Annotated in this window: 11 protein-coding genes; 6 read left to right on the top strand and 5 right to left on the bottom strand. The window is 62.1% G+C overall.

What is annotated here, in order from left to right:
• Positions 1 to 118 precede the first annotated feature (118 nt).
• Positions 119 to 964 (bottom strand): universal stress protein, encoded by an 846-nt coding sequence (locus HW556_RS17135; protein ID WP_176901345.1) that lies wholly within the window; start codon positions 962 to 964, stop codon positions 119 to 121.
• 193 nt (positions 965 to 1,157) lie between these two features.
• Between HW556_RS17135 and HW556_RS17130 the strand changes: the two genes are divergently transcribed.
• Positions 1,158 to 2,252 (top strand): flavin monoamine oxidase family protein, encoded by a 1,095-nt coding sequence (locus HW556_RS17130; protein ID WP_176901344.1) that lies wholly within the window; start codon positions 1,158 to 1,160, stop codon positions 2,250 to 2,252.
• A gap of 9 nt (positions 2,253 to 2,261) precedes the next feature.
• Here the strand turns inward: HW556_RS17130 and HW556_RS17125 are convergent, their stop codons facing one another.
• Complete coding sequence (locus tag HW556_RS17125) at positions 2,262 to 2,840, bottom strand: hypothetical protein (protein WP_176901343.1); 579 nt, start codon at positions 2,838 to 2,840, stop codon at positions 2,262 to 2,264.
• Between the two features lie 252 nt (positions 2,841 to 3,092).
• On the opposite strand from HW556_RS17125, the gene HW556_RS17120 reads away from it, so the two are divergent.
• A complete protein-coding gene (locus tag HW556_RS17120; RefSeq protein WP_176901342.1) occupies positions 3,093 to 4,694 on the top strand; it encodes a protein adenylyltransferase SelO in 1,602 nt (533 codons plus the stop codon).
• Between the two features lie 22 nt (positions 4,695 to 4,716).
• On the opposite strand, the gene HW556_RS17115 is transcribed toward HW556_RS17120, so the two are convergent.
• Positions 4,717 to 5,115, bottom strand: coding sequence for an STAS/SEC14 domain-containing protein (locus HW556_RS17115; RefSeq protein WP_176901341.1), 399 nt, complete (start codon positions 5,113 to 5,115; stop codon positions 4,717 to 4,719).
• 39 nt (positions 5,116 to 5,154) lie between these two features.
• Here HW556_RS17115 and msrB point away from each other — a divergent pair, with 39 nt between their 5' ends.
• Complete coding sequence (gene msrB, locus HW556_RS17110) at positions 5,155 to 5,616, top strand: peptide-methionine (R)-S-oxide reductase MsrB (RefSeq protein ID WP_176901340.1); 462 nt, start codon at positions 5,155 to 5,157, stop codon at positions 5,614 to 5,616.
• A gap of 85 nt (positions 5,617 to 5,701) precedes the next feature.
• Here msrB and HW556_RS19065 read toward each other — a convergent pair whose 3' ends face one another.
• Positions 5,702 to 6,127: an META domain-containing protein gene (locus tag HW556_RS19065; protein WP_176901339.1), complete on the bottom strand. Its 426-nt coding sequence runs from the start codon at positions 6,125 to 6,127 to the stop codon at positions 5,702 to 5,704.
• Positions 6,128 to 6,345: 218 nt separating this feature from the next.
• Between HW556_RS19065 and HW556_RS17100 the strand changes: the two genes are divergently transcribed.
• The 3 genes from HW556_RS17100 (at position 6,346) to HW556_RS17090 (ending at position 9,731) form a co-directional block, all read left to right on the top strand.
• Positions 6,346 to 8,928: an excinuclease ABC subunit UvrA gene (locus tag HW556_RS17100; RefSeq protein WP_176901338.1), complete on the top strand. Its 2,583-nt coding sequence runs from the start codon at positions 6,346 to 6,348 to the stop codon at positions 8,926 to 8,928.
• A gap of 136 nt (positions 8,929 to 9,064) precedes the next feature.
• Positions 9,065 to 9,328 carry a hypothetical protein gene (locus HW556_RS17095; protein WP_176901337.1) on the top strand — a complete coding sequence of 88 codons (264 nt, stop codon included), beginning with the start codon at positions 9,065 to 9,067 and terminating at the stop codon, positions 9,326 to 9,328.
• A 133-nt stretch (positions 9,329 to 9,461) separates the two neighbouring features.
• Entirely contained in the window at positions 9,462 to 9,731 is a 270-nt protein-coding gene (locus tag HW556_RS17090) for a hypothetical protein (protein WP_176901336.1), read from the top strand.
• Between the two features lie 102 nt (positions 9,732 to 9,833).
• On the opposite strand, the gene purU is transcribed toward HW556_RS17090, so the two are convergent.
• Positions 9,834 to 10,706 carry a formyltetrahydrofolate deformylase gene (gene purU, locus HW556_RS17085; RefSeq protein ID WP_246289705.1) on the bottom strand — a complete coding sequence of 291 codons (873 nt, stop codon included), beginning with the start codon at positions 10,704 to 10,706 and terminating at the stop codon, positions 9,834 to 9,836.
• Between the last annotated feature and the right edge of the window lie 140 nt (positions 10,707 to 10,846).

The raw sequence follows: 10,846 nt of genomic DNA, 5'->3' as shown, positions 1-10,846 counted from the left end.
ATAATTCCTCTTCAGCGGGGGGGGGGAGACACCCCCCGCCCCTACACCGTAGATACAGGTTAGCTATCTGCACTCTGCATAAGGTGGATAAGTAGCCAGCGAGGTGTTCTACTAGCAGCTACACGTGTACTGTGAGCACAGGCGGAGCCGCGTGCAGAGCCACCGATTCGGAGATGCTGCCTTGCAGGATGTGGCTGAGGGCGGAGCGACCATGAGTCAGCATTACCACCAAATCGGCGTGGGCCTGTTCGGCGAAGCGCGGGATGCCGGTGCTGACGCGGGGAGCATCAAACACGTCGGGCTCGTAGTGGCTGAACTGATGGCGCTTGGCAAACGTGTGGATGGCCTCCAGCGCCCGGACATGGTGGCCGGCGCTAGGCACCACATCGAGCAGATGAAGCATAGCATCCGGGAAAAGGGCCAACAGTTGCTGCAGCGTGGGTACTACCTGGTTGGCTTCGGCCGAGAAGTCGGAGGCAAACACCAAGTGGCGCACATCGAAATTGTTGACCGGATGCTTCACTGTGAGCACCGGGCAGGGAGCTTCGCGCATGATCTGCTCGGTATGCGAACTAAGGAAAAAACGGGTCCAGGAGGTGTTTTCGTGCGCCCCCAGCACTACCAAATCAATGTTTCGCTCGCGGATGGTTTCAGCAATGGCTGTCTCGGGCTCTTCGGTGAGTACCAGCTCGCGCACTGGTACGCCGGGAGCCAGTTCTTGGGCATGGTCCATCAGCTCGTGCATGCGGCGCTTAACGGCCTGCAGGCTTTTAAGCACATACACGTCGTTGAGGCCATGGCTCCCCACCAGCCCGCCGGTGGTGGAAATATTGGAGTCGATGGGAGGTACGAAGCAGTGCAGCAGCAGCAGGTGCCCGCCGCTGCGTTGCGCCAATTGTAGCGCCGCCTCAAGGGCATACCGGGATTCGGGAGAGAAATCGGTAGGAACCAGAATGTTTTTCATGGTGCGGCGGTGAAAGGTGAAAGAAATCTGCCAATAACCAGCAGTAAGAGAGTGTCTTAATATATAGATAAAACAGCGTATTCGCAACTGCCGACTCGCTGTAAATCCCGCCGCTATTGGCCTATCACCGCTTGGAACGGCCGATTGCCCGCGCTGCCCGTTACTTTGCTGCCTAATGCCTGTTAGGCAACCTATGACAGATTCTTTTTCGGTTATCATACTGGGTGCCGGGCTTTCGGGCCTGGTGGCAGCGCGGCAGCTGGTAGCAGCCGGCCGCACCGTGCGGGTGTTGGAGGCCCGTAGCCGGGTAGGTGGCCGCACCCACGCCGTGCCCGCTCACCCCAACGCTTCCTTCGCCGACCTAGGCGCCACCTGGGGCTGGAGCCACCAGCCACAATTGTTGGCCCTGGCGCAGGAGTTACGCCTCGCGCCGTTCGAGCAGTTTAGTGTTGGCGCCACCGCCTACGAAACGGGCGGCATGGTGCACCGGCTGCCTAACCCATCTGGCTCGGCGGGCTATCTACGGTTTGCGGGCGGCGCGGCGGCGCTGGCCCAGAGTTTGGCGGCGGCGCTGCCGGCCGGCACCGTGCAACTCAATACCCCGGCCACCGCACTGCGGCAACTGCCCAATGGGGTAGAGGTAACAACTGAGAAAGACGGGCAGCCGCACACGTACCGGGCCGATGCCGTGATAGTGGCGCTACCGCCGCGTCTGGCCGCCCACACCCTGGAGTTCGTGCCAGTACTGCCTGCCGTTGTACAGGCCGCCCAGCAGCAGATGCCCACCTGGATGAGCCACTCCATGAAAAGCCTGGTGACCTACGAAACGCCGTTTTGGCGGGGCCAGGGCTGGTCGGGTTTTGCCGTGAGCCAGCAGGGGCCCCTGACGGAAATGCACGATGCCAGCCCGCCAGAAGGCGGACCGGGCGTGCTGTTCGGGTTTTTCGCCGGACCTCACCCGCTGCGTAGCGCTCCGCTTGCTGTCCGCGAGGCAGCCGTGGTAGCCCAATTGGTGCGAGTGTTCGGCCCGCCTGCTGCCCGCCCGCTGGCCTACCAGGAACTCGACTGGACCCGCGAACCGTATACCAGTACCCCCGCCGACGAAGCCCCGCCGCTATCCGTGCCGCTGCAGGCTCCATCGGAGCTGCGCACTCCGCTCTGGCAGGGCCGTCTCATCTGGGCCGGGGCCGAAACAGCCACCGGCGAGTGGGGCCGCCTCGATGGGGCTGTGGAAGCCGGTGCCAGAGCCGCCACGCAGGTGCTGGCCGGTGCCGGATCAAAGGCCTAACGTTAGGTATCAGCCGTTGACTCCGGGTTTGTTGGTTGGCAGCAGCTTGGCCCCGGCGTACACCAGGCCCCGTCGGAGGTAGGCGTGCAGCACCAGGCCCACCAGCCCCAATCCGGTGCCGATTATCATGGGCAGCACGGCCCCGAAGGTATAGGTCATTCCCAGCACGAAGCCGAGCAAGCACTCCGGCCGGTAAATCGGGACGAAAAATGCAAATACAAACAGACTGAGCATCACATTGCCCGCCATATCCGATTCGCCAGCCGTAAATAAAACGGCTATCAATGTCCCAAACAGCAAAGCTCCTCCGAACCCATATAGGGCGCGCAGCAAGGCCTGAGTTGGTTCACAATACGAGTCAGGTTTGCCAAAAGCTTGCCTCCGAATGCGGTAGAGCAGCAACCCGGTGAGCACCGGCAGCAACAGCCCGCCCCACCAGTTTGATATTTCGGGCATATCTGCCCGAGCCAGGAAATGATGGCTCGGCACGCCGCCGTGGTAATGGCTCCAGGCCAGCAGCACCCAGATAGCTACCGTTATGAGTGCTGTGCCAGCAAGGGCAACTTTGGAGAAGCTTTTCTCATTCATGCGTTCTGCCGGTAAGTACTCGTATCGTCCTCCGCTTACATGATAAGCGGAGGTAATATAGATATTTTAGGATACTTGTTGCATACACCGCTGCCAGCTACTGACGCGCAAAAGGAATCAGGCCTAATGGAAATGGCCCCAACAGCAAGATGCAGCCGGGGTATGTTTTATAGATTAGCATTGCAGCTGAGATGCTGCGACTTTGCTCAGCATGGCATTGGCTTTTGCCCGCCAACTCTCAACCACGCTCTTATGAAACCACTTGAAACCGCCACGTTTACCAATTCCTTTGTTGATGAGCTATCCGGCGACCCTTCGCGCGAGAATGTGCCGCGGCAGGTGCCGGGCTACCATTACTCGCCGGTGCGGCCCACGCCGGTAGCGGCCCCGAAGCTGCTGGTATGGTCGGAGGAAATGGGGGCGGAGCTGGGCCTGGAGCAGCCGCCGGAGCAGGGCGCGGCCACGGAGCTGCTGGCCGGCAACCGCGTGGCCGACTCGATGCGGCCCTACGCCGCCCGCTACGGCGGCCACCAGTTCGGCAACTGGGCCGGCCAGCTCGGCGACGGGCGGGCTATTTCGCTGGGCGAGCTGCCGGGCCAGGACGGGCGGCGCTGGGAGATTCAGCTCAAAGGTGCCGGGCCCACGCCCTACTCGCGCCGGGCCGATGGCCGGGCCGTGTTGCGCTCCTCGGTGCGCGAGTTTTTATGTTCCGAAGCCATGCACCACCTGGGCGTGCCCACCACCCGGGCCCTCAGCCTGGTAAGCACCGGCGACCAGGTGCTACGCGACATGTTTTACGATGGCAACGCCCAGGACGAGCCGGGGGCCGTGGTGGCCCGGGTGTCGCCGTCGTTTGTGCGCTTCGGCAACTTCCAGCTGCTGCTGGCCCACGAGGAAACCGACAACCTGCGCGCGTTGGCCGATTACGTAATCCGCCACCACTTCCCCACGCTGGGCGCAACTTCTCCCGATTCGCCGGAAGTTTACGTGGCTTGGCTGACCGAAATATGCCGCCGTACCGCCGAAATGGTGGCGCACTGGCAGACGGTGGGCTTCGTACACGGCGTGCTCAACACCGATAATATGAGCATTCTGGGCCTTACCATCGACTACGGGCCCTACGGCTGGCTGGAGCCCTACGAGCCTGGCTGGACGCCCAACACCACCGACTTCACCAACTACCGCTACGCCTTCGGGCAGCAGCCGCAGGTGTGCCTCTGGAACCTTACGCAGCTGGCCCAGGCCCTCACGCCCCTAGTGCCCGACCCCGAACTGTTGCGCCCGGCCCTCAACCAATATGTGGCCACCTTCAACCGCAGCCACCACGTGCGCCTGCTGGCCAAAATTGGCCTCACGGCTTCTGGCAATGAAGAAGCGGACAAGCAGCTGGTAGGTAGCCTGCTGCCGGCCATGGAAGGTGCGCGGGTAGATATGACGTTGTTCTACCGCCATTTATCCCACCTCGCGCCCCGGCTGCTGGCTGGCGAATCAGCCGAAGAACTGGCAACTCAGCTGCTGCAAGCGGCTTCCTACGCCGCTCCCGAAGCTGCGGAAAGCGCATCACTACGGACGTGGCTGGGGCAGTACGCCGCCCGGCTGCGGCAGGAACCGGCCACACCCGAAGCCATCCAAGATGGTATGTTGGCAGTTAACCCCAAGTACGTGCTGCGCAACTACCTGGCCCAGCAGGCCATCGAAGCTGCTGAGGCCGGCGACCTGGCCCCTTTGCACACGCTGCACGAGGTACTGAAACGGCCCTTCGATGAGCAGCCCGAGCACGAGGCGCTGGCCGCCCGCCGCCCCGAGTGGGCCGCTACCAAGCCCGGCAGCGCCACGCTCTCATGCAGCTCGTAGCCGTGAGGCGGCCCAGTGCCGGTTAGTAGCGGCCCTGCCGCGCGAGCCAGGTGTAGGCCGTGGCCACATCATCGAACAGCACCACGGTAGGCTCGGTAATGAAGAGCATGGCCATTTCCATGCTTTTGCGCGCCGACCAATTGGTGGCGCACACCCAGGCCACGTAGTGCATCCGCAACTCGGCCAATTGCCGGTAATACTCGCCGCCCACCCAGCGGGCAGCCGACTCCCAGTCGCTGGTTACCTGGGTGTTGTCGTTGAGCATTTTGCGGCAGGGCTGTTGACGAAGGCAGGCTAGCACCTGTTCGCCTCCGCTGCGGGCGCTGGCCGCCGTGTGGCTGCCGCGCCACTCCACGTAAAGCCATTCGTGAGCCGGATCATAAGAAATAGCAAGCGGCGGCGAGTCGTAGAGGACTTCCATATCTGGGAGTGCTTTGTAGGAAATCTTCAGGGCTAATGTATGGAAATTGAGGACTCCGGCCTGCTGCACTGGCGAGATGTGCTGACGTACGCCCGCTACGGCAACTCTGAACCCGTGCGTCGCCTGGAGCTGTCGGAGGCCGATTGGGCCGCCCGGCTCACGCCGATACGGTTTCGGGTGCTGCGCGGGGCCGAAACCGAGCCGGCTTATCGCAACGAATTTTGCCGCAGCTATGCGCCGGGCCGCTACTGCTGCGCCGGTTGCAGGCAGCTGCTGTTCGATTCGGCCACTAAGTACCACGCTATTTCCGGCTGGCCCAGCTTCACCCAGCCCGCCAGCCGCCACGCTCTGCGGTTCCAGTTTGATGATAGCCACCACATGTACCGCGTGGAAATGCGCTGCAACGTGTGCGCCGGGCACCTGGGCCACGTATCGTCCGACGGGCCCGCGCCGGCCGGGCTGCGGTTCTGCATCAATTCGGCGAGCTTGGTATTAGTATAACGGCGTGGGTAGCCCTGCCTCAAAGTCTTGCTGAGGTATGGGCAGAGTTGGTAACCCTGAGTGGTTAGCGTGGGCAACCGGTGAATTATGGAGTTGCCGTAAAGACCAAGTGCGGTTTCATCGAGCCGGTTTCGTAAAGTCGTAGTTCTTTCCCTGATAACTCGTAACGGACTGTGCGCGGCAAAGCGTCCAGATAAAGGGTTTCTAGGGTTTGAACGGGACAACTCGTTTGGGTAGCCGTTTGGTTGCTGATAGATAGCTCGCCAGTCGAAGCCCCGAAGCTGTAGGTACCGGTAAATGAATTGCAGGGAGATAAACCGGCGGTTGTGTTATACGCACTGAACTGCACGTATGTGCGGTATGCATCAGCATAGCTGGAAAGAGTAATCGGGAAATCATCTACCTGGGAAAGCATCCAGCGGGTCTGCCGGAGTTGCTCGGCCGGCCGTGCTTCCTTTTGGCAGCTGCCTAGTAGTAACAGGATGCCGGGTAATAATAGCCGTGGACGCATGGGGCAACGGGTTTATATGGATGGGAAGAAAGTAGCCCCGCTAATGTACAAAGGTAGGGGCAGAAGTAGGGCGAAGCGCCTGGGTTACGCCTCATTGAACGATACTGGCAGGGCCTCGCGCGGCCGTTACCAACAACGGGACAATGGAAGAACGTAGACTAAAATCCGGTAAAAAGTGCTGGCTCAACGTATTCCCGGGTTTTACCTTAGTTCCTGCTATGCCCAACCTAACCGCGGCTACCCAACCTGATATGACTACCGGCTTCGTGCAAGTGCGCGGAGCCCGTGAGCACAACCTGAAAAATATTGACGTAGATGTGCCCCGCGATGCGCTGGTGGTGTTTACCGGTATCTCGGGCTCGGGCAAAAGCAGCCTGGCGTTTGGTACCCTGTACGCCGAGGCTCAGCGTCGCTACCTGGAGTCGGTTTCGCCGTATGCGCGGCGGCTATTTCATCAAATGGCCGTTCCCGAGGTGGATTCCATTGAGGGCCTGCCGCCGGCGGTGGCCCTTCAGCAGCAGCGCGGCACGCCTACCACCCGCTCGTCGGTAGGCTCGGTTACTACACTTTCCAACCTGGTGCGCATGCTCTACTCGCGGGCCGGCGACTATCCCAAGGGGCAGGGCATTATCTACGCCGAAGCCTTTTCGGCCAACACGCCCGAGGGCGCCTGCCCCACCTGCCACGGCCTGGGCCGCGTGTACGAAGTCACGGAGCAGAGTATGGTGCCTGACCCTACGCTTACCATCCGCGAGCGGGCCATTGCCGCCTGGCCCCAGGCTTGGGGCGGCCAGAACCAGCGCGACATCCTCGTGACGCTGGGTTACGATGTGGATACGCCCTGGCAGGAGCTGCCGCAACAGGACCGGGACTGGATTCTGTTTACCGACGAGCAGCCAGTGGTGCCGGTGTATCCTGGCTATTCGCCCGAGCAAACCCAGCGGGCTGTTAAGCGGAAGCAGGAGCCCAACTACATGGGCACCTTCAGCAGCGCCCGGCGGCACGTGCTCTACACCTTCGCCAACACCCAGAGCGCCCTTATGAAAAAGCGGGTGCAGCAGTACATGCTGAGCACCGCGTGCCCTACCTGCCACGGCAAGCGCCTGCGCCGCGAGTCGCTGAGCGTGACGTTTGCGGGCCTCGATATTGCTGATTTCTCGGCCCTGCCGCTCAAGCAGGTGGCCGCACTGCTGGAGCCTTACGAGGCCGGCACCGAAACCGGCCATGCCCAACACGCCGCCCATGACCCCGCCCAGGTAGAAGCCGCCCGCCGCATTGCCGAAGACCTGCGGGCTCGGCTGGCCGTGCTGCTCGATCTGGGCCTGGGCTACCTTTCCCTGGAAAGAAGCACGCCCAGCCTCTCGCCCGGCGAGCTGCAGCGGCTGCGGCTGGCCACCCAGCTCTACTCCAACCTGTTTGGGGTAGTGTACGTGCTCGATGAACCTTCGGCAGGCCTGCACCCGGCCGATACCGAAGCGCTGCTCACGGCCCTGGCCAGCCTGCGGAGCGCGGGCAATTCGCTGTTCGTGGTCGAGCACAACCTCGATGTGGTGCGCCGCGCCGACTGGCTCGTGGACGTGGGGCCCCAGGCTGGCGAACAAGGTGGCGAAATCCTGTACAGTGGCCCGCCTGAGGGCTTGAAGCAGGTAGAAGCATCTCACACGCGCCGCTTCCTATTCCCCGAAGCAAGCCGCCCGGTCGTCGTTACCGAACCGCGCGCGCCGGCCGGTTGGCTGGAGCTGTCCGGCATCACGCGCCACAACTTGCATGAGCTGACCGTACGCTTCCCGCTAGGCGTGCTCACGACCGTCACGGGCGTGTCGGGCTCAGGCAAATCGAGTTTGGTAAGCCAACTGCTGAAGCTGGAAGTGAAGGCTGCCCGCGACAAGGCGCCGGTGGAAGAAGAGCCCGAAACGGACGACGAGCGGCTGGCCCTTGACCGCAACGACCACAACGACGAACAAAGCGGGGCCCTCACGTTTAGCTTCTCACCTGAAGCCGCCCCAGTGACGCGGCTGGTGCAGGTAGACCAGAAGCCCATCGGCCGTACGCCCCGCTCCAACATGGCCACGTATACTGGCCTGTTCGACTATGTGCGGCGGCTGTTTGCTGCCACGTCTGAGGCCCGCAAACGGCGCTATGATGCCGGCCGGTTTTCCTTCAACGTGAAAAAAGGTCGCTGCGAGAACTGCCAGGGCGAAGGCTTCGTGATGGTGGAGCTACTGTTTCTGCCCAGCGTGTACGCGCCCTGCCCCGTCTGCCACGGCACCCGCTACAACGATAAAACCCTCGAAATCGAATACCACGGCCAGAATATTGCCCAGGTGCTGAGCATGACCGTGGATGCGGCCAGCGCGTTTTTTGCCGACGAGCCGCCCATTTTTCGGGCCCTGACGGTGCTGCGTGAAGTGGGCCTAGGTTACCTGCGCCTGGGCCAGCCAGCCACCGAGTTGAGTGGGGGCGAGGCCCAGCGCATCAAGCTCGCCACCGAACTGCAGCGCCCTGCCCGTGGCCACACCCTCTACGTGCTCGACGAGCCCACTACCGGCCTGCATCCCGCCGACGTGGAGCGCCTGCTCGTGCAGTTGCAGGCGCTGGTAACGGCCGGCAACACGGTAGTCGTAGTCGAGCACGATATGCGCGTGGTAGCTGCCTCCGACTGGGTAATTGATATGGGCCCTGGTGCCGGCGACGAGGGCGGCCAGGTAGTAGCCGAGGGCCCGCCAGCCACGGTAGCGAAGTCGAAGGCCAGCAAAACGGCCCCGTACCTGCAACGATTTATGCATTACGGAGGAGCTTAAGGTTGAAATTGGCTGGAAAATGCCGACCTTCCGGGACTTTGGTGAACCGGGCGTGGCTGTTGCTGCCCCGCACACTGCGGTAGTGGCTTAGCGCCCGGCCATCTGGCCCCGCGTCCCGTTTCTGGGCTTTCTCTCCATGGATTCTTCTTACCAACCCCCGGCCGAATTGCTGGCAAAATTCGGCTTCCGCAGCAACTCCTCGCCGGCGGGGCAGGTGCGCTACAGCCGCCCCAGCGAGGTGGGCCAGGAAACCGTGGTGCTCTATGCCGATGGCGAAATGACTCTGCTCGAAGCCGTAAATGGCCAACTGCTCTACTGTTTCCAGGGCCGCGTGGCTTCCGAGGCCGAGTTGCGGGTGCTGCTGCGCCAGGTAAACTGGCCCGCCGAGGTTAATGGGTAGGCAACGCAACAATTTGCCTGTCTGACGCCTTCTTGCCGGTGGCTGGCGGACTTGCCCGGGCCTTGCGTCTTCTGGCACCAAACGTAGTGCCGGCTACTTCCTTTTATCTCGCTCATCACTCTTTGTCCCTTTAATGGATCAGGACCTGCAACTCAGTTTAGCCAACAACGCCAAGGAATGGCTGGCGCTTTCGCTTTCTATCTCATCAGCCGAAAAGCTAGCTTTCGATAAAATTCACGACGGCTTTTTTACCATGTATGGGGCCGATTTCATGACCCACGTGTACCGCATGACTTTCGAGCGGGCCCTGCAGCAGCTGCCAGAAATGGAGCGTGACAAGTTGCTGCTGTCGTTTAAAGCCGCCATGGATAAGGCCATCGACGAGCATTACTCGCGGCTGTAAGCCGAGATATACTCTTTATCATTAACAGCTAAACAGGCCAGCTACCCACCTCAACTGAGGAGGGTAGCTGGCCTGTTTAGCTGTTAATCCAACCTGTCAGGCTCATTCGAACACAATGGTTTTGTTGCGGTGGACGCACACCTGCTCGCGGCAGACCAGGGTGAGGGCGCGGGCCAGCGTCAGCTTTTCGCCGTCGCGGCCGGCTTGGGCCATGTCGCGGGCGCTCTGGGTGTGGTCGGTTGGGATGACGCTCTGGGCGATGATGGGGCCCTGGTCGAGCTGGTCGGTGACGAAGTGGGCGGTGGCGCCGATGCTTTTCACGCCCCGCTCATAGGCCTGGGCGTAGGGGCTGGCCCCGATGAAGGCCGGCAGGAAGCTGTGGTGAATGTTGATGAGGTGTCCGTTGAAGTGGGTCACGAACTCGGGCGACAGAATGCGCATGTAGCGGGCCAGCACCACAAACTCGGGCTGATATTGCTGAATCTGGGCCAGCACGGCGGCCTCATGGGCTTCGCGGCTGAGGCCCTCGGCGCTAATGTGGTGGTAGGGCACATCGAGGCGCTCGGTGATGGTGCGCAGGTTGTCGTGGTTGCTGATGACAGCCAGAATTTCGGCGTGCAGCTGCCCGAAAAAGTGGCGCACCAGCAACTCAGAGAGGCAGTGGTGCTCGCGGGTGGCCAGCACCACAATCGGGCGGGGCCGGTCGTCGCGCAGCCGGATGGTGGCGGCAGCGGGCAGTGCAGCGCGCAGGTCGCGCAGCAGTACTTCCGGGTCGCAGGGCCCGTCGAACTCGGTGCGCATGAAGAAGTGGTGGTCGTGGGGCTCCACAAATTCGCCGTTGCGCAGGATGTTGAGGCCGTGGCGGAAAAGCACTTCGGAAGTGCGGAACACGAGGCCAGGCTCGTCGGGGCAGTCAATCAGCAGGTAGTGAATCATAAGCGGAACCCGGAACAGCGGGGCCGCAAGATTAGGCATTGCCGCACAAAATGCGGCGGTACGCCAGCCGTGGCCCCCGACCCCCCCCCCCCCGGCCCCCGGTTCGCTCAATGCGCGAAGCCTCCGGGAGAGGAGGAGCCAGATGGCATGTTTACTATGCGAAACGCCCCAGCGGATGC

This window comes from Hymenobacter terrestris (assembly GCF_013377905.1).
In the GTDB taxonomy this organism is placed as follows: Bacteria; Bacteroidota; Bacteroidia; order Cytophagales; family Hymenobacteraceae; genus Hymenobacter; species Hymenobacter terrestris.
This window is presented reverse-complemented; position numbering and strand designations above follow the sequence as displayed.

Excerpts from the sequence above, each read along its gene's own strand:
- HW556_RS17090 (WP_176901336.1), top strand. The coding sequence starts at position 9,462 with ATGGATCAGGACCTGCAACTCAGTTTAGCCAACAACGCCAAGGAATGG.
- HW556_RS17120 (WP_176901342.1), top strand. The coding sequence starts at position 3,093 with ATGAAACCACTTGAAACCGCCACGTTTACCAATTCCTTTGTTGATGAG.
- HW556_RS17125 (WP_176901343.1), bottom strand. The coding sequence starts at position 2,840 with ATGAATGAGAAAAGCTTCTCCAAAGTTGCCCTTGCTGGCACAGCACTC.
- HW556_RS17100 (WP_176901338.1), top strand. The coding sequence starts at position 6,346 with ATGCCCAACCTAACCGCGGCTACCCAACCTGATATGACTACCGGCTTC.
- purU (WP_246289705.1), bottom strand. The coding sequence starts at position 10,706 with ATGCCTAATCTTGCGGCCCCGCTGTTCCGGGTTCCGCTTATGATTCAC.
- HW556_RS17135 (WP_176901345.1), bottom strand. The coding sequence starts at position 964 with ATGAAAAACATTCTGGTTCCTACCGATTTCTCTCCCGAATCCCGGTAT.
- HW556_RS17115 (WP_176901341.1), bottom strand. The coding sequence starts at position 5,115 with ATGGAAGTCCTCTACGACTCGCCGCCGCTTGCTATTTCTTATGATCCG.
- HW556_RS17130 (WP_176901344.1), top strand. The coding sequence starts at position 1,158 with ATGACAGATTCTTTTTCGGTTATCATACTGGGTGCCGGGCTTTCGGGC.
- HW556_RS19065 (WP_176901339.1), bottom strand. The coding sequence starts at position 6,127 with ATGCGTCCACGGCTATTATTACCCGGCATCCTGTTACTACTAGGCAGC.
- msrB (WP_176901340.1), top strand. The coding sequence starts at position 5,155 with ATGGAAATTGAGGACTCCGGCCTGCTGCACTGGCGAGATGTGCTGACG.
- HW556_RS17095 (WP_176901337.1), top strand. The coding sequence starts at position 9,065 with ATGGATTCTTCTTACCAACCCCCGGCCGAATTGCTGGCAAAATTCGGC.